19 protein-coding genes and 3 pseudogenes are annotated in these 20555 nt (G+C 62.3%); 14 read left to right on the top strand and 8 right to left on the bottom strand.

Annotated elements, in window-relative coordinates:
• Nucleotides 1-28: 28 nt before the first annotated feature.
• The 3 genes from P0D89_RS27280 to P0D89_RS27270 form a co-directional block, all read right to left on the bottom strand.
• Nucleotides 29-1111 carry a tyrosine-type recombinase/integrase gene (locus P0D89_RS27280; RefSeq protein WP_408362450.1) on the bottom strand — a complete coding sequence of 361 codons (1083 nt, stop codon included), beginning with the start codon at nt 1109-1111 and terminating at the stop codon, nt 29-31.
• Nucleotides 1112-1169: 58 nt separating this feature from the next.
• Nucleotides 1170-1568 carry a DUF2471 family protein gene (locus tag P0D89_RS27275; protein ID WP_408362449.1) on the bottom strand — a complete coding sequence of 133 codons (399 nt, stop codon included), beginning with the start codon at nt 1566-1568 and terminating at the stop codon, nt 1170-1172.
• Nucleotides 1569-1694: 126 nt separating this feature from the next.
• Entirely contained in the window at nt 1695-2333 is a 639-nt protein-coding gene (locus P0D89_RS27270) for a helix-turn-helix domain-containing protein (protein WP_408362448.1), read from the bottom strand.
• Between the two features lie 161 nt (nt 2334-2494).
• Here P0D89_RS27270 and P0D89_RS27265 point away from each other — a divergent pair, with 161 nt between their 5' ends.
• Both P0D89_RS27265 and tdh read left to right on the top strand, forming a co-directional pair.
• Nucleotides 2495-3694, top strand: a complete 1200-nt coding sequence (locus P0D89_RS27265) for a glycine C-acetyltransferase (protein WP_408362447.1) — start codon at nt 2495-2497, stop codon at nt 3692-3694.
• 13 nt (nt 3695-3707) lie between these two features.
• Nucleotides 3708-4739, top strand: coding sequence for an L-threonine 3-dehydrogenase (gene tdh, locus P0D89_RS27260; RefSeq protein WP_408362446.1), 1032 nt, complete (start codon nt 3708-3710; stop codon nt 4737-4739).
• A gap of 52 nt (nt 4740-4791) precedes the next feature.
• Here the strand turns inward: tdh and P0D89_RS27255 are convergent, their stop codons facing one another.
• Nucleotides 4792-5442 (bottom strand): YceI family protein, encoded by a 651-nt coding sequence (locus P0D89_RS27255; protein ID WP_408362445.1) that lies wholly within the window; start codon nt 5440-5442, stop codon nt 4792-4794.
• A gap of 109 nt (nt 5443-5551) precedes the next feature.
• Here P0D89_RS27255 and P0D89_RS27250 point away from each other — a divergent pair, with 109 nt between their 5' ends.
• The 3 genes from P0D89_RS27250 to P0D89_RS27240 all read left to right on the top strand — a co-directional run bounded on the left by P0D89_RS27250 (nt 5552) and on the right by P0D89_RS27240 (nt 7525).
• Nucleotides 5552-6295 carry a TetR/AcrR family transcriptional regulator gene (locus tag P0D89_RS27250; RefSeq protein WP_408362444.1) on the top strand — a complete coding sequence of 248 codons (744 nt, stop codon included), beginning with the start codon at nt 5552-5554 and terminating at the stop codon, nt 6293-6295.
• A gap of 13 nt (nt 6296-6308) precedes the next feature.
• Nucleotides 6309-6788, top strand: coding sequence for a nuclear transport factor 2 family protein (locus P0D89_RS27245; RefSeq protein ID WP_408362443.1), 480 nt, complete (start codon nt 6309-6311; stop codon nt 6786-6788).
• Between the two features lie 218 nt (nt 6789-7006).
• The gene (locus P0D89_RS27240) at nt 7007-7525 is read left to right on the top strand and encodes a hypothetical protein (protein WP_408362442.1); all 519 of its coding nucleotides are present in this window, start codon (nt 7007-7009) and stop codon (nt 7523-7525) included.
• Nucleotides 7526-7629: 104 nt separating this feature from the next.
• Here the strand turns inward: P0D89_RS27240 and P0D89_RS27235 are convergent, their stop codons facing one another.
• Nucleotides 7630-8508: a hypothetical protein gene (locus P0D89_RS27235; protein ID WP_408377489.1), complete on the bottom strand. Its 879-nt coding sequence runs from the start codon at nt 8506-8508 to the stop codon at nt 7630-7632.
• A gap of 970 nt (nt 8509-9478) precedes the next feature.
• Here P0D89_RS27235 and P0D89_RS27230 point away from each other — a divergent pair.
• On the top strand, nt 9479-9667 hold the full coding sequence (locus tag P0D89_RS27230) for a hypothetical protein (RefSeq protein ID WP_408362440.1): 189 nt from the start codon (nt 9479-9481) through the stop codon (nt 9665-9667).
• A 138-nt stretch (nt 9668-9805) separates the two neighbouring features.
• Here the strand turns inward: P0D89_RS27230 and P0D89_RS27225 are convergent.
• A pseudogene (locus P0D89_RS27225) lies at nt 9806-10297 on the bottom strand (ATP-binding protein); the annotation flags it as partial.
• On the opposite strand from P0D89_RS27225, the pseudogene P0D89_RS27220 reads away from it, so the two are divergent.
• The 6 genes and pseudogenes from P0D89_RS27220 (at nt 10229) to P0D89_RS27195 (ending at nt 16110) form a co-directional block, all read left to right on the top strand.
• Nucleotides 10229-10613: pseudogene (locus P0D89_RS27220) on the top strand (TolC family protein). The pseudogenes P0D89_RS27225 and P0D89_RS27220 overlap by 69 nt on opposite strands.
• Before the next feature lie 375 nt (nt 10614-10988).
• Nucleotides 10989-13388 (top strand): ATP-binding protein, encoded by a 2400-nt coding sequence (locus P0D89_RS27215; RefSeq protein ID WP_408362439.1) that lies wholly within the window; start codon nt 10989-10991, stop codon nt 13386-13388.
• A gap of 32 nt (nt 13389-13420) precedes the next feature.
• A complete protein-coding gene (locus tag P0D89_RS27210) occupies nt 13421-14155 on the top strand; it encodes a methyl-accepting chemotaxis protein (RefSeq protein ID WP_408362437.1) in 735 nt (244 codons plus the stop codon).
• Nucleotides 14152-14691 (top strand): hypothetical protein, encoded by a 540-nt coding sequence (locus P0D89_RS27205; protein WP_408362436.1) that lies wholly within the window; start codon nt 14152-14154, stop codon nt 14689-14691. Before P0D89_RS27210 ends, P0D89_RS27205 begins: the two co-directional genes overlap by 4 nt.
• 61 nt (nt 14692-14752) lie before the next feature.
• The gene (locus P0D89_RS27200; RefSeq protein WP_408362435.1) at nt 14753-15724 is read left to right on the top strand and encodes a chemotaxis protein CheX; all 972 of its coding nucleotides are present in this window, start codon (nt 14753-14755) and stop codon (nt 15722-15724) included.
• Nucleotides 15725-15744: 20 nt separating this feature from the next.
• Nucleotides 15745-16110 carry a response regulator gene (locus P0D89_RS27195; RefSeq protein WP_408362434.1) on the top strand — a complete coding sequence of 122 codons (366 nt, stop codon included), beginning with the start codon at nt 15745-15747 and terminating at the stop codon, nt 16108-16110.
• Nucleotides 16111-16776: 666 nt separating this feature from the next.
• On the opposite strand, the gene P0D89_RS27190 is transcribed toward P0D89_RS27195, so the two are convergent.
• On the bottom strand, nt 16777-17535 hold the full coding sequence (locus tag P0D89_RS27190; protein WP_408362433.1) for an SDR family oxidoreductase: 759 nt from the start codon (nt 17533-17535) through the stop codon (nt 16777-16779).
• A 101-nt stretch (nt 17536-17636) separates the two neighbouring features.
• A complete protein-coding gene (locus P0D89_RS27185; protein WP_408362432.1) occupies nt 17637-18599 on the bottom strand; it encodes a GlxA family transcriptional regulator in 963 nt (320 codons plus the stop codon).
• A 324-nt stretch (nt 18600-18923) separates the two neighbouring features.
• Here P0D89_RS27185 and P0D89_RS27180 point away from each other — a divergent pair.
• Both P0D89_RS27180 and P0D89_RS27175 read left to right on the top strand, forming a co-directional pair.
• Nucleotides 18924-19419 (top strand): annotated as a pseudogene (locus tag P0D89_RS27180) (HD domain-containing protein).
• 77 nt (nt 19420-19496) lie between these two features.
• Nucleotides 19497-20477, top strand: a complete 981-nt coding sequence (locus P0D89_RS27175; protein ID WP_408362431.1) for a LysR family transcriptional regulator — start codon at nt 19497-19499, stop codon at nt 20475-20477.
• The last annotated feature ends 78 nt before the right edge of the window (nt 20478-20555 follow it).

The following is a 20555-nucleotide window of genomic DNA, read 5'->3' as shown; positions in this document are numbered from 1 at the left end:
AAATTCGGGACCCAAAAGGTGAGGCCTTTCAGGGCTCGCCCGCTCCCGGTTTCCTCGTCAAACGCCCGTCGCTTCTGGGCGCGTGCAACGGCGGCGCAGCCGGATCCGGCACATCGGCGGCGGGCGATTCTTGTTGATCCATCCACTTTTGCCAGGCGCGATACAAACGGTTCGCGGACACGGCTTGCACAAATCCCAGCCATTGCCCGACCAGTTCTGCCTCCACCCCGCTCTCGAATAGATCCGCAGCAAAAGTGTTGCGCAATGTTTGTGGACTCGCGCGAGACTTTCGCGACGTGGCAATCCCGGCACCGTCGACCAACGCGTCGACCGCGCGCAGCATGGTGGCTTTGTGCATCGGCCGCCCGGAGGGCGACGCCGGGAACACCAGATTGCCGGCGAGCTCCGCGAGACGTCGTTCGGCAAGCCAGGCATCGAGAATGGCTGTCGCGAACGGAGCGAGCCGGGTCCGACGCGTCAGCAGCGGATTCGCGGACTCGATCGTCACCCAGGGTGACCCGGCATTCACGCAACTAACCGTGAGCGCTGCCGCCTCGCCCGTTTTCAAACCGCCGCCGAGAAACACGGCGATCAACGCGCGGTCGCGCCGCTCTCGCCAACGCTGCGCCGCCGACAAAACCGGTAATGGAGAAAAGAGCTGCGCGATCAGCGCGGTTCGTTCGGCATGGGTGAGAAAGCCTGTCGGCTCATTGTCGCGCGCGTTCCGCCACGCTGCTTCGCCATCCTGAGCAATGAAGCGTGCCGGGTTGGTCGCCGCGGATTCAATTTCGCGCACATGATCCAACACCCGTTCGATCAGCCGCAAATACCTGATCCGCTGCGGTTTTCGGATCTCGAGCCCGGCGGCGAATTCGGCGATCGCGTGCATGTCGACCGTGACGAGACTTTTCTGACGCGCACTGAGCCAGTCGAGGAAAAGCCCCCACTGCGCCCGGTAGACGTCAGCGGAAGAACGTCTGAAATGCTGTCTGGCCAGCCACGCGTCGAAAGCGATTTGCGGATCGCGACGCCAGTCCTCACGTTGCTGATCGAAGAGATCGGTCGACGGCGCAGGACGGGCAACCGGGTCGGACAGATGAGGAGGTGACATAAGCTATCCTTCCGTTAGTTGCGGCTATTGTAGGCGGCAACCGACGAAAATACAGCTTTCAGCCGCCCCAAGGCCGAGCGCGCTTCAAACCCGGGCGTTCCGACGCAGGCTGAGCGGCGCGGCGCGCAGCTTCCTCATAAGCACTGACGGCGAACGCGAACACCGCCGGTAGCGCAGTGGACGTGCCGAAATCCACGGCTTCATCCGTCTCCGGATAAGGCAGGTCGGACGGACGCTGAAACAGGCCCAGCATCAATGCGTCGTGCCGGCTGGCAAACCCGAGGTCCGCCAGCGCCTCGGCTTCGATTGCGTGCAGCAGGCGCCATGTGAGCGGCACCTGCTGCACGATGTAGCGCGCGGCGATATTGCGCACGATATGTTCGAGATCGCGCGCCGCGGTTTGATAGCGCAGCGCGGCCAGAGCTTGATCGGTAGGATCGGCTTTCAGGTTGTTCATTTTCGGCTCCAATCGACACCCTATACTGTACAAATACACAGTGTCTGGCGCAACCTCGGCTGAATGGCTAATTCAGCCAACAACTAGCCACGATGCGCCCGACCGACGAGGCCGACGAGCCCGGCGTCAGCCGTGAATCACCACCAGCAACGCTTTCGCCTCACCCTTCCCGGCGTTGCGGATCGCGTGCGGTTCGTCGGCGACATAGCGGGCGGTGTCCGCGGCCTTGAGCCGTTTCGTCGCGCCGGCCGCCTCGATTTCAACCGATCCATGCAGCACGGTCAGATGCTCGCGCGTGCCCGGTTCATGCGCGTTCGACACCAGCGCTCCGCCCGGCTGCAGCGTCAATTCATACCATTCGAACTTGCCGGCCAGCTCGATCGGCCCCCACACTCGCAACTGGTATTTGGCCTCGTGCCCGCTCAGCGTGGGAATGTCGTGCGGCCCGGACACAGCGATCGCTTCGGGCGCCTTCGGCGGCGCGAACAGCGAGTCGAGACTAACGCCCAGTGCATTGGTCAGACGCCAGGCGACCGCGATCGTCGGATTGGCCTTGTCGCGCTCGATTTCCGATAGCATGGATTTCGACACGCCGGCCGCACGCGACAGATCGTCGAGCGTCATGCGCCGCTCCGCGCGCAGGCGCTGAATCTGCTCGCCGACGCGCGGCGGCGCAGCGCTAGCCGGCACCGTAGTCGCGCCTGACGCAGGCGCCGCGTTGGCCGCGACGCGGCGGATACCCGAACTTGCCATTTCCTGACCCATCGTTTAGAGTTGTTCGATATACCGGATTTTAGTTCGGAAAAACGAAAAAATCCGATAAAACTGACAGCCGACTATAACAGGCCGCCTCGCCGTCGCCCGAGCTGGAACGTTGACGCTGACGTTTATGCGGCGGCCCTATCACCTATTCAGGAGTCTGGTTCATGCGTGACCAATACCTCGCCCATGTACGCGGCACCCTCGAACAGATCCGCGCCGACGGCTTTTACAAGAACGAGCGGGTGATCGCGAGCCCGCAGTCGGCCGACGTGCGTCTCGCCAACGGCACGGCCGTGCTGAACTTCTGCGCGAACAACTACCTCGGCCTCGCCGACGACGCCCGGCTGATCGAGGCCGCGAAGCAAGGTCTGGACAACGACGGCTTCGGCATGGCGTCGGTGCGTTTCATTTGCGGCACGCAAACCGTCCACAAGGAACTCGAACGTGCGCTCGCCGCGTTCCTGCAAACCGACGACTGCATTCTCTACTCGAGCTGTTTCGATGCGAACGGTGGCCTGTTCGAAACGCTGCTCGACGAAAACGACGCGATCATCAGCGACGAGCTGAATCACGCGAGCATTATCGACGGCGTGCGGCTCTCGAAGGCCAAGCGCTTCCGCTATAAGAACAACGACCTCGGCGATCTCGAAGCGCGCCTGAAAGAAGCGGATGCCGCCGGTGCGCGCTTCAAGCTGATCGCGACCGATGGCGTGTTCTCGATGGACGGCATCATCGCCGACCTCGCCGGTATCTGCGATCTGGCCGACCGCTACGGCGCACTGGTGATGGTCGACGATTCGCATGCGGTGGGCTTTGTCGGCGAACACGGGCGCGGCACGCCGGAGCGTTGCGGGGTGCTGTCGCGCGTCGACATCATTACCGGCACGCTCGGCAAAGCGTTAGGCGGCGCATCGGGCGGCTACGTCGCGGCGCGCAAGGAGATCGTCGAGTTGTTGCGGCAGCGCTCGCGTCCCTATCTGTTTTCGAACACGCTGACGCCGAGCATTGCCGCCGCGTCGCTCAAAGTGCTCGAACTGCTGGCGAGCGATGAAGGCGCGCAATTGCGCGCACGTGTGCGCGAAAACGGCGCGCACTTCCGCAGCAAGATGAGCGCGCTCGGCTTCACGCTCGTGCCGGGTGAACATCCGATCATCCCCGTGATGCTCGGCGACGCGCAACTCGCTTCGAAAATGGCGGACGCGCTGTTGAAGGAAGGCGTCTACGTGATCGGCTTCTCGTTCCCGGTGGTGCCCAAGGGCCGCGCTCGCATCCGCACGCAAATGAGTGCCGCGCATACGCCCGAACAGATCGACCGGGCCGTCGATGCATTCGCGCGTGTCGGCCGTGAACTGGGTGTTATCTGAAACAGAGGCGCACATGAAAGCATTGGCAAAAATCGAACGCGCGCCGGGCCTCACGCTCACCGACGTCAAGAAGCCCGAAGTCGGTCATAACGACGTGATGATCCGCATCACCCGCACCGCGATTTGCGGCACCGATATTCACATCTGGAAGTGGGACGACTGGGCGCAAAAAACCATTCCGGTGCCGATGCACGTCGGCCACGAATATGTCGGCGAGATCGTCGAGATGGGTCAGGAAGTGCGCGGCTTTGCGATCGGCGATCGCGTGTCGGGCGAAGGACACATCACCTGTGGTTTCTGCCGCAACTGCCGCGCGGGACGCCGGCATTTGTGCCGCAATACGGTGGGCGTCGGTGTGAATCGGGAAGGCGCGTTCGCTGAATACCTGGTGATTCCGGCGTTCAACGCGTTCAAGATTCCGCCCGAGATCTCCGACGATCTAGCGGCGATTTTCGATCCCTTCGGCAACGCGACGCATACGGCGCTGTCGTTCAATCTGGTTGGCGAAGACGTGTTGATCACGGGCGCCGGACCGATCGGCATCATGGCGGTGGCGATCGCGAAACACGTCGGCGCGCGCAATGTCGTGATTACCGACGTCAACGATTACCGCCTCGACCTGGCGCGCAAGATGGGCGCGACGCGCGCTGTGAACGTGTCGCGCGAATCGTTGCGCGACGTGATGGCGGACTTGCACATGACCGAAGGCTTCGATGTCGGGCTGGAAATGTCCGGCGTGCCGAGCGCGTTCACCAGCATGCTCGAAGCGATGAATCACGGCGGCAAGATTGCATTGCTCGGCATTCCGCCTGCGCAGACCGCGATCGACTGGACCCAGGTGATCTTCAAAGGCCTCGAAATCAAGGGCATTTATGGGCGCGAAATGTTCGAGACCTGGTACAAGATGGTCGCGATGCTGCAAAGCGGGCTGGATCTGTCGCCGATCCTCACGCACCATTTCAAGGTCGATGATTATCAGCAAGCATTTGCCACGATGCTTTCCGGCGAGAGCGGCAAGGTGATCTTGGACTGGACTGCTGCGTGAGCTAACGCGCTTGCACCCGACATCACGCCCACCCCCCACGCCCGCACTGTGTTCACCCGCCTGCGGGCGTTTTCACGAACTCCGCCTGAATACGCACATGAATCTCGTCGCCGACGGCGGGATACCACGTCGACAAACCGAACTTCGCGCGGCTGAAGCGACCGTCCGCCGAAAAACCTAGCGTGTCTTTCTTCGTCAGCGGATCGGGCGCGAAGCCGTTGAACGTGACATCGAGCGTCACCGGTTGCGTGACGCCGCGAATCGTCAGATCGCCGGTCAACGTGCCGCGCGATTCGCCGGTGCGATCGAACCGCGTGCTCACGAAGCGAATCTCCGGATAGCGCGACACGTCGAGCATGCTCGCGCTCTTCACCATTTTGTCGAGCAGCGGCACATTCGTATCGATGCTGGCAGCGTCGATCGTGACCGACGCCGTGCTCCGATCGAGACCGCCCTCGTTCCAGTCGAGCTGCCCCTGCTTGCGATCGAAGCGCATCGTAAAGCGCGAGTATTTGAAGTGATCGATGTCAAAGGTGATGCTGCAATGGTCGGGGTCTATCTCGTAGCGGCCGGCCGGCACGCGCGCTTCGTTCTGGCTGACCGAATGAGTGAGCACCTGCACCGGCGTGCAGGCCATCGCGGTGAGTAGGGTTGCGCCTAGCAGCGCGCGCGCCAGCGTGACGCGGACAGATGAGGGGCTCATGAAATTCGTTCCAGTTGACCGATGGTCATCACGATAGCAGCAAGCGCACCCATCCGCCGAAACGCACGAAAAACTTGACGAAGGAGAATGATCGTTCTACCTTATGTCCATGGCCACCGAAACTATCACTGAAGCCGCGGCGTCCGGCAGCGCGCGCGAGCGTCTGCTGGCCGCCGCCGAAGCGTTGATCTACGCCGGCGGCATCCACGCAACCGGCGTGGACGCGATCGTCAAGCAGTCCGGCACCGCGCGCAAAAGCTTCTACACCCATTTCGAATCGAAAGACGCGCTGGTGGCGGCTGCGCTCGAACGGCGCGACGAACGCTGGATGAACTGGTTTATCGCGGGCACGCAGCGGCGTGGCAAGACTGCACGCAAGCGTCTGCTCGGCATGTTCGAGGTACTGCGCGAATGGTTCGCGTCGGAAGATTTTCACGGCTGCGCCTTTTTGAACGCGGCCGGCGAGATTGCCTCGGCGGACGACCCGATCCGGATCGTCGCGCGCAAACACAAGGAACGCCTGCTCGATTTCGTACGCAGCCAGTGCGATGCGTTCGCGGCGGAGTCGGACATGGATGCGCGCCGCGCCGCGCGTTTGTCGCGCCAATGGCTGATTCTGCTCGATGGCGCAATCGCCGTCGCGTTGGTGAGCGGCGAAGTCGATGCCGCCCTCGAAGCGCAGACCGCAGCGCGGGTCTTGCTCGACGCCGAGACTTCGTTCGCCAGCGAGCGAGGCGCATCCACGAGCAACGCCACAACCACTTCGGCAAGCAAGACAACAAGCAAGACCATAAGCAAGCCCACCCACGCTTCCGCAAACAAGCGACCGCCACCCCGGCGCACCGCAACCTGACTGAGGAACCATCATGGCCGACACGATCGAAACCCGCCCGCCGCTGCCGCCGTTCACACGCGAAACCGCAATCCAGAAAGTGCGCGCCGCGGAAGACGGCTGGAACACCCGCGACCCCGAGCGCGTGTCGCTCGCATACACACCGGACAGCATCTGGCGCAACCGTGCCGAATTCGTGCATGGCCGCGCGGAGATCGTCGGCCTGCTGCGCCGCAAGTGGGCGAAGGAGCTCGACTACCGGCTGATCAAGGAACCGTGGGCATTCACCGAGAACCGCATCGCCGTGCGTTTCGCGTACGAGTGGCACGACGATTCGAACAACTGGTTTCGCTCGTACGGCAACGAGAATTGGGAGTTCGACGAACATGGGCTGATGGCGCGCCGTCACGCCAGCATCAACGATCTGCCGATCCGCGAAGCCGACCGCCTGTATCACTGGCCGCTTGGCCGCCGTCCCGACGATCATCCGGGCCTGTCGGACCTCGGTCTTTAGACTTTCGTCAAAAATGGCCGGTGGATGCGCGCGCATTCACCGCTTTGCCATCGGTTCTCCGTTATCGTTGCGGCTTTGGGCACGTGCAGGTGTTGTGCCCGAGTGCCCGAGCGCATCCTCAACATCGCGTGTGCGGGTTGAGGTACAGTGCGCGACGGGCGGCACACTCATAGCCAGAACATAGAAGACATCGGCGCTCGACCGGTGGCGGAGAGCATATGGACTTTCGGCAGATCAAGAAGAACATCCGACGTACTGCAGTGGCGCTCGTCGCGAGCCTGGCGGCGGCCTCGGCCGCGCAGGCAGGCAACTGGTGCGAGGGCGGCGTGTGGGTCGATGCCATGCTCGGCTCGTATCACATCAACCCCGATCCGAATACCGATTTCGAACAGTTCAACCCCGGCCTTGGCGTCGAATGCTGGCTCAACAATCAATGGGCGCTGACCGCCGGGGGCTTTCGCAACTCGCTGCGCCGGCCTTCGTACTATGGCGGCGGTGTCTGGGCGCCGGAGTTCGCGCACTGGGGCATCGTGCGGATCGCGGCGATCGCCGGGATCATCTCAGGCTATAACTACGGCAACTGGGGCTTAGGGAGCAACCATACGATCGGTCCAGTGGTCGCGCCGATCGTCATGGTCGAATACAAGCGCGTCGGCGCGAACTTCATCGTGATCCCGCCGATTCCATCGGACAATCTGCCGTTTACGGTGGGGTTTCAGGTGAAGGTGAAGTTCTGAGCTATGGGTTTCGTGTTCGACCGGTCGCTTCTGACAGCGAGACTCACGAGCACCTCGTGTCTGCATGAAGCTCGCACGTGTGGTGAACGGGAGTCAAGGCAGCTTCAAGGACTCCCCAGAATCTCTTCGTGAATCGCCATAAACTTCTTGAAGGTCGTCGATAGCTGCTTTTCGAACTGACCGAAAACCTCTTTTTCTTTGCGCAAAGCTCCCAACAGGCTCAGGAGAATATCGGCTCCGCCAACATTCTTGTACTTCTCCGGGGGGTTGGTGAATTTGTAGTAGACCAATACCAGCTTCACTATCAGCTTTACGCCCGGCACGAAGACATCACCAGCATCGAGGCCATGTTTGAGAAGTATTTCGGCGACGCGCTTGACCGTTTCTTCAGTGAACGCGTCGCGTATCTCGTCTTCGACAGTTTCATCGAGTCGCGCCCGTAACTGATCCCAGGAGCTGAGCAGATGGGCTCGTCGAAATGTCTCAAGCGTTGCGAGCCTCATGGCAATAATGCCGGTGGCGCCGTCCAGGGCCGCTATTAGCTCTTCGACAGTTTCGTGCAAGCGCGCGGTGACGTCAGCGCCTGCATCCTGCGTATTTGCATGGGTCTGTTTCAGGTCGGAGAGATAGTATCTGAGGGCTTCCAGAGGGGTTAAGCCCGCTGGCGCGGGCTTGCCCACTTTGAGCGCTTCCTCGATGACACGAATGACCGCTGCTTGTCCCAGTTGCTCCCATGTCATTTTCAAATGGGCGAGCATCGACATGAAGTTAGACCGAACGCCGATGAACAAACGTATTTCGGTCTCCGCTTCATTGACGAGCTCTCGTAGCGGAGCGGACTGTTCCTCAGGTCGGTTCCTCAGGTTCTCCAGGAAATCTCGGGTAACAGCGTCATCGTTATAAGGGAATCTGAGGTCGTACTTCTTTTCCTCATTCAAATATCGCTGAATCGCCACTCGCAAACGCTCGTCATCGTTTTCCATGGCTGGCCCTCATTAGTCGTCCGTTTTCGATGATCCCAAGGCTCTGCAATGTCAAAACGAGAATAGGTCACATTTCTGGAAAGACCTAGGGATGTTCCACGAAGGCCCCGAAGCTGGGCAAGTCATCCCTTCTGGCGGCTGAGTTCTGCGCTCGAACTGACAGCCGGCATTGCAGAAGAGTCGCCGTCTCCAAAGTAGCAACGTCGCGACGGCTCGCTGAGGTGCCGGCGTGAATAGCGGGCCCGACGTCGAACACCGCATCAGCGGAGCGCAAAGCCAGTTGCAGCAACCAGCAAATTCGAAGATGGTGAGGATTTCCAGGAGATGCTGGTCTCGCGCTGAACGGTGAGGGTTCCCAGGAGATGATGCCGTCGCGCGCAAAGGTGAGGAATTCCAGGAGATCGCCTCAACTGAGATCAAAGGTGAGGAGTTCCAGGAGACGTTTTCCTATTCGCTGGAAAGTGAGCCGTTCCAGGAGCCAAACGGCACCGTGAAGGCCTCCGGAAGTGCCTTAAGGTGAGGCGTTCCAGGAGATCAGCCGCAAAGGTGAGCGATTCCAGGAGGTGAGCGATTGCCACGCTGAATTCGCACCTATGCCGAGGTGAGAATTTCCAGGGAGTCCGTCGCATAGCCCCTTAAGGTGACGTGCCACGCCTTCAAAGAACTCACTCATCGTGCACACGCTATGTGGCCGAAGCCGCCAATCTCCTTACATCCTCTTCCATATACGAACAAAGCGTGAGCGCGTGCTCTTGTCCTGCATGATGCCGCGATTGCCGTGTGAGCCGCCGTGCGCGGTGATATACAACGCGGACCAGTTGTCCCTCAGCCGCGATTCCTGGCCGAGCTTGTAACGGCTCCGTAAAGCATGATCTTCCGCCGATTGATAAGTTGCGGACGACGCTTCGCATCGTCACTCGACACCCGAGCGACGATGTCGCGCGACCGTAGATTGAGCGAAGGAGAAAGCATGAAGAAGTTGTTGGCAATCGCGGCACTGGCCGCTCTGAGCGCGACCCTGAGCGGATGCTGGTGGGGGCCGCCGCCGGGTTGGGGCGGTGGCGGTCAAGGCGGCGGCGGACCTGGCGGTGGTGGCCCGGGCGGAGGCGACGGGCCGCGTGGGGCGATCATCGTTCCTGACAACGTCGCGCAGGGTTGAGGCATGAATCCGGCGTGAGTCGCGCGGCAACCATGCAGCGACGCTGCGGCAGCGATGCAGTAACCGCGCGGCTACCTGAACAGCGAACCGTTCAGGCAGCGTCAGCAAACAACCTCAGCAACAAGTCAAACGACCACCCTAAGCACGAAACGTCATCGACACCGCAAAACCCCCATCGTCGTCGTTATCCGCATGAAAACCGCCGCCGTTATACCGCACGAGTGGTCGCACGATCGCCAGCCCCAGCCCCAGCCCCAGCCCCAGCCCCAGCCCCAGCCCGCAGTGCGCATCGCCGCTGCGCGCTTCATCGAGCCGCACGAACGGTTGCAACGCGCGCCCGAGTTGATTGCCGGGAGTGCCGCTGCCGTGATCGCGCACCCGCAGCGCGTAATGCCCGTCGTGCCTTAACGTGGCGATTTCAACTGGCATCTCGCAATAGGTCAGCGCGTTCTCAATGAGGGTCGTCAGAACCCGGTCGAGGTCGACGAGCGGCAGCCCGAAGCCATCGCCGGCTTGCAGGTCGAAACGCACGAGCGCGTCGTCCGCGAGACTGTCGCCGTAGTGCCGGCGGCATTGCGCGTCGACGCTCGTGTTGGGCGACGCGTCCGCGGTCTCGCGAGCAAAATCCAGATCGAGAAGCAGATCGAGGTGGCGAACTACGAAAGCGCGATTCGGACCGCGTTCAAGGAAATGTCGAACGCACTGACGGCGCGCGCTCCTTACGTCGATCAGGTGCAGGCGGATCGCGACTATGTGGCGTCGGCGCAGCGCTACTACACGCTCGCCGAAGCGCGCTACAAGGCGGGCACGGACGCCTTTCTCACGTATCTCGACGCGCAGCGCACGCTCTTCACCGCGCAGCAGCAACTCGCGACCGACAGCCTGCCGCGGCAAGCCCTTCGTGACGCTTTACAAGGTGCTCGGCGGCGGTTGGGAGAGCGGCTGAAAGCGCATAGGTGAGAAGATTCGGGAGCCGGCTAGGTGAGAATCTCGCTACCTGTCGGCGCACTTCGGATGCAAAGGTGAGGGAATTCGGGAGCGCTGACGGCTGTGCTCGCGGGTGAGGTTTCCACCCCCACCGCTTCCTCGAAGCCCGGCTCGCGTCATCCTCGCCGCGAAAGAAAGGCCCTGAATTAACGGCCTTTCGCACGAAAACTTGAGAACGAAATTTCACCCCGCTGGCGTGCACAAAAACCACGCAGTCATCGCTCAGTAATATGCATCGGCAATACTCCGCAGCGCTGCAAGTCAGATTACGTTTCGCACACAACGCGCGCTCCGATCGAGAGCGAACGCGAAGGCCAGACCCCGGGGGGTTCCAATGACTATCCGTCATCGCATCACGCTATTGGTTGTTCTCATGTTCGTCGCGTTGTCGGCGATCAGCGGCTATGCCGTCTACCAGACGCGCGGCGGCGCCGCCGAAGTGCGCAAGGTTACGGAGGGCGTGGTGCCCAGCGCGCTCGCCTCCGCCGACCTCGTGTCGCAAGTCAAGGACGTGCAACTCGCCACGATGACGCTGGTCTACGCGCCTGACGCCAACATGGTCGCCCAGGCACAGGACGAGCTGAAGAAGAAGAAAGCCTCGCTGCAACAGGCGCTCGCGACGCAGGCCAAGCAGGCGGCAAGCCACGCGCAACAAGGCCTCGTTGCCCAGGCGAACGACAGTCTGGAGAACTATTTTTCCGCGATTGCCGAGACCGCGAAAATGAAGGCCGACGGCAAGAACGAACTCGCGCAGGCGTATCTGTTCGCCAACGTCGCGCAGTATCGCGACGAACTCGAAGGCATTGTCGAAACCTTGCGCGTCGAGAAGAATCGCGAGAAAGACGACGCGATCACGTCGCTGAACGCCACGCTCGCGACCACCGCCACGGCAATTGCGTTCGTCACCGGCATCGCGATCATTTTGCTGACTTCGATCGGCGCGCTGTTGTATCGCCAGATCACCCGGCCGTTAAGCCGCATGCAGGCCATGATGAGCGAGATCGCGTCGAGCCAGGACTTCACGCGCCGGGTGCCGGTGGGGCGGCTCGATGAGATCGGTCACTCCATCGTCGCCTTCAACGGCATGATCGAGAAGATTCAGGAAAGCTCCGCGCAGCTCAAGCAGAAAACCGCCGACATCCAGGCGATGTTGCAGAACATGCAGCAGGGCATTCTGACGGTGGTCGACGGCGCGCTGATCCACGCTGAGTACTCGGCGTATCTGGAAGACATCTTCGAAACCAAGGACATCGCCGGGCGTGCGCTGATGGATCTGGTTTTCGCGGACACCGAGCTGGGCGCCGACGCGCTTTCGCAAATCGACGCAGCAACGCATGCGTGCCTCGGCGAAGACTGCATCAACTTCGCGTTTAATCAGCACTTGCTGGTTGGCGAGATTGAGAAGCGCATGCCGGATGGCCGGGTGAAGATACTCGACCTGAGCTGGTCGGCGATTACCGATGAAGACGACACCGTGGTGCGGCTGATGCTGTGCGTGCGCGACGTCACCGAGCTGCGCAAGCTCGCGGCCGAAGCGAGCGAACAGCGCCGCCGTCTCGACATGATCGGCGAGATTCTCGCGGTCAGCGAAGAGAAGTTCCAGCACTTTATCGAAAGCTCGGCCGGCTTTGTCAGCGAGAACGAGCGCATCATTCGCAAGCATTCCGAAGCCGATCACGCGGCGATTGCCGAGCTGTTCCGCAACATGCACACCATCAAGGGCAATGCGCGGACCTACAACCTTCAACATCTGACCGACGTCGTGCACGAAACCGAACGCAGCTATCACGAGTTGCGCGAGCCGGACGCGGATCGCTCGTGGGATCAGGAGCATCTGATGCGCGAATTGACGCGCGTGCGCGAGGCGATCGAGAGCTACGCGAAGATCAACGAGCAGAGCCTCGGACGCAAGAGCAAAGGCCCGGCTAACCGCGCCGGCAATGCGGGCCGCTACGTGATGGTCGACAAAGACGAGATTCAGCGCACCCTGGGCCTGCTGGAGCAGACCAATGCCGGCGAACTCCACGAACTGCAAGCGATGCGCGACGCAGTGCGCCGCACGCTGCGCGCACTGGGCAGCCAGAGCGTGGGCGACGCGCTGTCCGGTGTGCTGGATTCGTTGCCGTCGCTCGCGCAAGAGCTGGGCAAGCCGGCGCCGGACGTGCGAATCGACGACAACGGCTACCGCTTGCGCGGCGACGCAGGCGGCACGCTGAGCAACGTGTTCATGCATCTGCTGCGCAATTCGCTCGACCACGGCATCGAAACCGCCGAGGCGCGCAGCGCGCAAGGCAAGCCGCAGGCCGGTACGATCGATATCGAAGTGGGCGTGGACAGCGGCGCAATGCAATTCACGCTCAGCGACGACGGCCGCGGCCTCGCGCTCGAACGGATTCGCGGGATCGCGCAGGAGCGCGGCTGGATCGGCAACGACGATACGCTGAGCGACGAGGCCATCGCCGAGTTCATTTTCCGGCCGGGTTTCTCGACGGCGCAGACGGTCACCGAAGTGTCGGGCCGCGGCGTCGGCATGGACGCCGTGCGCGACTTTCTGCGGCGCGAGCACGGCGGCATCGAGCTGCGCTTTACCGATGACCACAAGGGCGCGGCATTCCGTCAGTTCCAGACGATCATCTGCCTGCCGGACAGCGTCGCCGTCGACACGTTGGGTGAACAATTGCGCGGGGACACTGGCGAAGCCGGCGAACTGCAAGCCGACGCGATGGCGAACTAAGCGCGGATCGACGGACTTCGCAAGGAATGGTTGTGATTCAACAGTACTTATTGGCGGCGCTGGCTGGCGGCGCATCGACCGCGCTGCTGGCATGGACCGCGCACAAGCTGCACAGCGCGAAGCTGACGGCACGGCTGCGCGCCGAAGCGCAAGCGCAAATCAACACGCTCGAAGTGGAGCACGCGGCTCATCGAGAAGCGCTGCGTGAACGCGAGCAGGCCGAGCAAACGCTGCACGCTTTGACCGCGCAACTGCGCGACGAGCTGATGCAGCAATCGGCCAGCGCCGACGAACTGCGCGCAACGCTCGACGTCGTGAACGTCGACCGCGAACAGTGGACGAACCAGGCGCGGCAGATCGCCGCCGAAGCCGCGCGTCTGAAGCATCTCGGCGCGACGTTCGAGCGCTGGCACGAGCAGATGATTTCGCTGATGACGCAAAACCACGACATGCACGCGAAGAATCAGGAGCTGTCGTCGATCGTGCGGCATGTGGTGATCGTGTCGCTGAACGCGTCGATCGAAGCGGCGCGCGCGGGTCCGGCCGGTCGCGGCTTCGCGGTGGTGGCAAGCGAAGTGCGCGCGCTCGCCGCGCGTTCCGAAGAGCTGTCGAAGAGCTATCGCGACAGCCTCCACCGCAACGACTTGACCACGACGTCCACGTTCCAGGACATCCAGGCGGGCGGCAAGATGATCGCGGCGTCGCTCGCCAGCGTCGAATCGCTCGCCAACCGGTTTCATGCGCAGCTCGAGAAGGTGCCGATGTGATCTCGGCCCACGCGAAGGACAGCTTCGATCGCATCTTCCGCAAGGCGGCGCAGGCGCGTCTGCCGGTGGCTGCCGGCGACCTGTGCGAGATCGCGCCGATGGCAAAAGCCGGTGCTTGCATAAACCGCGAATCGAAAGTGGTCGTGCTGACCATTTCGTCGATCGTGTTCCGGCTGCTGCTGATTCTGCATTTCGACGAAAACGACACCACGCGCGGCTATTACCTGAACGACGGCGACGAGCGGCCCTTCCAGGAAGTATTTCTGGAAATCTGCAACCTGTGCTGCGGCGCGATGAACCAGGAACTGCTGCACTATTTCTCGGACCTTGGCATGTCGACGCCGTATGTGTTGAACGCGCGTTGCCTGCCGCATCTGCATGAATTGAAACCGGCGCACGTGTCGTCGTATTCGCTCATGCTCAACGGTGCGGTGCCGCTGGCCGCGACTGTGTGCGTGTGCACGCATGCGCCGCTCGACTTCGTTGCGGACACGAGCGCTGTCGAAGAAACCAGCGGCGAGCTGGAATTGTTTTGAGCGCGGCAGCGACCGCCGCCGTAATCAGGGAAATGAGCAGGAAAGTGAGCAGGAAAGTGAAATGAACTTCAACGAACCGGTCAGCAAGGTGCTGGTGTTGGACGACTGCCCGGTGCACAAGGATGCGCTGAAGCGCTTTTGCGACGAGAGCCATCTGGTCGGCGTGAAAGTGGGCAAGAACCGCTTGCCGTCGGTGCTGCGTTCGAACATCGATCTGGGCGCGGTTCTGTTCGCCGAGAGTTATGGCGGCTCGCCCGAGGCCAGCGCCGAACTGGCGATCAGGATCAACGCAGTGCGTCCCGAGTTGCCGATCATCATGCGCCGGGACCATGACCCGAGCATGGACGGCCTGCCCGAGAGCCTGCGTCGTGTGATCTGCGCGGCTTACGTCGCGCACGATATGGCGCCGCTGCGCCGTGTGATCGACGAATACATCTTCAGCCTCGATTATCCGAACGCGCTGGTGCGCGGCATCGCCGAGATGACCCAGGCGATTCTCGGCGACGTGTTCAAGGATCTGACCATCACGTGCGACACGCCGCATATCGTGCGCGACCGCATTATCTTCGGCGAAGTGTTCAGCCTGATTCCGCTGGAAAGCGCGTGGTGCAGGGGCTACATGATGATGCAGGCCGAAGAGGCGCCGATTCTCGAACTGCTCGACCGTTACCGGATGACCGGCAACGCACCGGACGGCGAGGCGGATTTCCGCGATCTGAATAGCGTGCTCGGCGAAGTGACGAATCTCGTGTGGGGCTCGTTCAAGAACCGCTACGTCGGCGTTGCGCAAGCGTGGCAACGCAGTGATGTGCAGGTGCCGCTGCTGGTGAATCACAAGCATAAGTACATCTCGTTCGGCAGCGGCAATCCGCAACTGTGCTTCATGTACTGGCTGAGAGACCCGCAGTCGGGCCGCGCGGTCAGATTGCATCAACGTTTCGTGTTCAGCCTGAACTGGTCGCCGGAGGACTTCAGTGAAGTCACGGGCGATGTTGGCGCGATGGTCGCGGCAGGCGAACTGGATCTGTTCTGAGTAGTGTCAAAGGAAACAACATGTCGAAAATTCTGGTGGTGGATGATTCGAGCACGGTGCGCGACGAAGTGGCCGGCTTTCTGAAGAAGAACGGTTTGGATGTCGATACGGCGGTGGACGGCAAGGACGGTCTCGCCAAACTGAAGGCCAGTCCCGGCATCAAGCTCGTGATCAGCGACGTCAACATGCCGAATATGGACGGCTTGACGATGGTCGAGAAGATTCGCGGCGAAATGGCGAACAAGACCGTAAACGTCATCATGCTGACGACCGAGAGCAGTCCGGCGATGAAGGAGCGCGGTAAGGCGGCCGGCGTCAAAGGCTGGATCGTCAAGCCGTTCAAGGGCGATGCGGTGCTGGAAACGTTCCGTAAGCTGGCGAGCTAAGCGGCTCAGGCGTGGCGCGACTCTTGAACGGTGAGGGTTTTCGGGAGCGGCAAGCGAGATGTTTTCAAAGGGCGGTTGCGTAGGCGCGATGTTTGTCGAAACCCCTTGATTTCAGGGGTAAATCGATCGACTCAATGAGCGCGGCCGCCCGTGCGCAGCAGTCTGATTGCGCAAAAGGTGAGGATATTCGGGAGCGCGGCCGCGATGAGCGATACGTGAGTGCGTATGCTCCGTTGCGCCTCACCTTTCGCCTGCGGACATTCCGGCGACGATCTTGCACACGTATGTGCTCACGGCTCACATGACCCGCTGTAACGTGGTCCAGCGCACAGACAGCGCAACGCACGCGCGCTGCGCGATTGCGTCGGCTACGGCATCTGCGCGAAGTTCATCACCCGCGCGCTTTCTTCAACGCGCGAACCACGCCAACCTGCAACCTCTTACCTGGGTATGCAGACTACTCCGCGCGCTCCAAAGGTGAGAGTTTGCGGGAGTAGCCCATTCCGAACCTTCCGTGCCAAGCCCAGCATGCCTTTGCGCTGTGCCCCCAAGCTCGAAAGGTGAGCGTTTTCGGGAGTAATCCGGTGGATGCCTTGCGCCGAATCCCCACCGTTTCGTGTCAAAGGTGAGGCTTTTCGGGAGCCGCCGATAGCGCCGGCACGACCATCACACCGGCTTTGCGATCTCGCGAATGTCGGCCACCGGCGTCTGCCCGAACGCATCGCCAAGCGCGTAGTCGATCAGTTGAGCGGCGCATTGGTCCGGCGACGACAACTGCCCGTTGCGCTTGAGGTCTTCGAATTTCGCGCGCATCGGGAACTGCTCTTCGCCGCTGCCGCGAATCTCCGCCTGCATGTTCGTATCGATCACGCCCGGCGCGAGACTGCAAATACGCAGCGCGCGATTCGCGTCGAGCGAGACGGCTCGCGCGTGATGATCGAGCGCGGCCTTGGTCGCGCAGTAGATACTCCAGCCAGCGTACGCATTGCGAGCAGCGCCGCTGGAAATGTGCACGATGCGCCGGTCGCTCGCATTGGCGGTGGCGCCGGCGAGCGCGCTTGCCAGCATCAGCGGCGTGGCCACGTTCAGGCTCACCGCGCTCCCGATAGCCGCCGCGTCCTGCCCTTCGATCGGCCCAATGGGCTGCACCATCCCCGCGTTGTTGAACAGGACGACCGTTTGCGCGCCGCTGGCGAACGAGCGCAACGCATCGGTCGCGATCCATTGCGCAACGCGCGTGGGGTCGGCCAGTTCCAGTTCGATTTCTTCGAACTGGGCCGCGAAGCGCGTGTTGAGCGTCGTATGACGCGAGCGCGACAAGCCCAGCACCGCGACGTTGCGCGCGAGCAGTTGTTCGGCGAGCGCCGCGCCCAGGCCGCGCGTGTGGCCAGTGACGATCGCGCGAATCGTAGAAGTGGAAGTCATGTCGGTCCTTGTGAGCGTTGGCTTGCGAAGGCCGTCATTTTCTCATGCAGTGTTTCATGCGCGCAGCGGCGCTCTCATACAGGTTTGCTTGCGCGGCGCTTTCAGGCCGAGCGAAAGCGCTCGCGATACTGCATCGGCGTCACGCCGATGCGCTTGCCGAACACGATCCGCATGCGGTCCGCGGTGCCGAAGCCGCAATCGTATGCAACGGCCTTGAGCGCCGCGCCGCTGCTTTCGAGCAGCTTGCGCGCCGCATCCATGCGAGCCCGCTCGATGAATTCGTGCGGCGTCACGCCAGTCTCCTGCACGAACACGCGGGCGAAGTTTCGGGCGCTCATGCCCGCGACATCGGCCAGTTGCTTCACGGTGAAGCTCTCGCCAATCCGTTCCATGACGTGCGCCTGGACTCTGGCGACCGGCGAGGTGTCGTCGGCGGGCGCCGTGAGGTAGGGGCTGAATTGCGACTGACCGCCCTGGCGCTGTGCGAACACCACCAGCCGCTTGGCGACGGCCAGCGCGATGTGCGGACCGTGATCCTCCGCGACCAGCGCGAGCGACAGATCGATGCCGGCCGTCACGCCCGCCGACGTGACAAGCGGCCCGTCGCGCAGATAGATGCGATCGAAATCCACACGCGCGTGCGGAAATTGCGCGGCCAGTTGCGCCGCATGTTGCCAGTGCGTCGTGACGTTGCGCGCGTCCAGCAAGCCGGCGTGACCGAGCGCGAACGCGCCGGTGCAGATCGAGCCGTAGTGGCCGCAGCGTGTGGCGACGTTCGTCAGCCAGTCGAGCAGGCGCGCATCGGGCGCGGGGTCGTGAGGTAGCGCGGGGCCGCCCGCGACCAGCGCGAGATCGAACGGCTCGCACGCGTCGCCGAACGTGGTGTCGGCGATCAGCGTCATACCGTTCGACGCGCGCAGCGGTGCGGACTCCGCGCTCACCAGTTTGACCTCGTAGTGCTGGTCTGGCGCGATGAACTGGTTGGCTTCGGAAAAGACATCGACGGGACCAGCGACATCGAGCGCTTGCACACCGGGGAAGATCGTGATCGCGACAGTGGGCATCAAAACACTTCCTTTGACGAGGGACGGAATTCGCGCGACGCGGCGGTCAACGCGGCGCGTTTTGGCAGTGTTCAACGGTCCGTGGCGATTGTCCGTGGCGGAGCGTTGACCAATTCTGAGCTTCTTCGGACGCGCGGCCTGAACCGTATCAGGAACGCCGCAAACGAGCATACGAAACGCGCTTTGAAGTCGCGAGGATCGCGCGTCCCGTTCGTCAGAATCCGTCACGGAATACATCACGTGACCACGATCGCAGGCATTCAGATTGCCGACAGCATGACGGCGCGCGAAGCCACGCAACTCGTGCGCGATGCCTAAACCGAACTGCTGTATCACAACTCGCGGCGCGTCTTTCTGTTCGGCTCGCTGGCTGGCGAGCGCAAACAGTTGAAGTACGTTTCCGAGCGACTGTACATCGGCGCGATGTTTCACGACATGGTACTCGTTGCGCCGAATAGCCGCGAGCACGAGCGCTTCGAAGTGGATGGCGCGAACGCGGCGCGCGATTTCCTGCGGCGCCATGGCAGCCGCGAGAACGACATCGAGCAGGTGTGGAACTCGATCGCGCTGCACACCACACCTGGCATTCCGTAGCATATGAAGCCGGTGGTCGCGCTGTCAGCGTCACGAGGTGTTCCACGCGCATCCGCGTGGCGCGCCTTTCAAGGAAGGCATCATCGACGCGATCGCGCACGGCACGATTCACAAACCGGAGACGACCTTCGGCAACGTGAAGACGGATGTGCTGGCGCTGAAAGATCCGCATTACCATCGCGAGAATTTTTGCACGATGATTCTCGGCTCGGTCTGGAAGGATTGAGCGATTGACAGGGCGCTGCCCTATTTTGCGCGTCTGGCGTCAGAATAGATGACTCGCACACAACGCGGCGCCCCGCTATGGTAATTAAAAACCTTCTCCGAAGGCTCGACCTCACCACGCTTCAGCTCTTTCTCGCCGTCTACGAAGAAGGCACGCTCACGCGTGCCGCCGAGCGCGAGGCGATTGCCGTGTCCGCCGCGAGCAAGCGTCTACTCGAACTCGAACAGGCGGTTGGCGCCACGCTGTTTCAGCGCAACGCGCGCGGCATGACGTTGACGCCGGCCGGCGAAACGCTGCTGCATCACGCGCGCCGCGTTATGCGCGACATCGAGAACATCGGCATCGAGCTGGCCGGTCATGCGAGCGGCGTGCGCGGCTACGTGCGGATGATGGCCAATCTGTCGGCGATTGTCGAATTTCTGCCCGAGGATTTGCGCGCGTTCCAGTTGCAGCACGAGCGCGTCAAGCTCGACCTCGAAGAGCGGCCGAGCGGCGGCGTGGTCGAAGCCGTCGACGACAGCCTCGCCGATCTCGGCATCTGTTCCGGCGACGCCGACACGCACGAGCTGCACGTGACGCACTATCGGCACGACTCGCTGGTGCTCGTGATGCGCGACGATCATCCGTTGGCGGGGCGGGCCAGTATCGCCTTCGCCGAAACCCTGGACGGCGATCACGTCGGCCTGCATGCCGCGAGTTCGATCAACGCCCGCACTCACCTGGCCGCGCGGCAGGCCGGCAAGCCGCTGCGCTTGCGCATCCATGTGCCGGGGTTCGACGCGGTTTGCCGGATGGTGCAGGCCGGCATGGGCGTCGGCGTGTTGCCGCGCAAGGTGTTCGAACTGATGGGCGCCCCGCTCGGACTCGCCGGCGCGCCGCTCGAGGACGATTGGTCCGAGCGCAGCCTCGTGCTGGTGGTGCGCGATGTCGACGCGCTTTCGCCGGTGAGCCGCCTGTTGTTCGACCACCTGGGCTCGATCGAAGCAGCGGAAGCCGCCAAAGCCACCGACGCCGCCACCGTATCCCCCAAAGCCCCGCCGGCCGCCGCCAAACGCTGAGCGTTCGCCGTTCGCGAACGGTCGTTGGCGAATTGCGGTTGGACGCCGTCGCCGCGCCGCTCCTAAGCTGTCTCCCAA

The organism is Paraburkholderia sp. RL18-085-BIA-A (assembly GCF_046027075.1).
Classification (GTDB): domain Bacteria; phylum Pseudomonadota; class Gammaproteobacteria; order Burkholderiales; family Burkholderiaceae; genus Paraburkholderia.
This window is presented reverse-complemented; position numbering and strand designations above follow the sequence as displayed.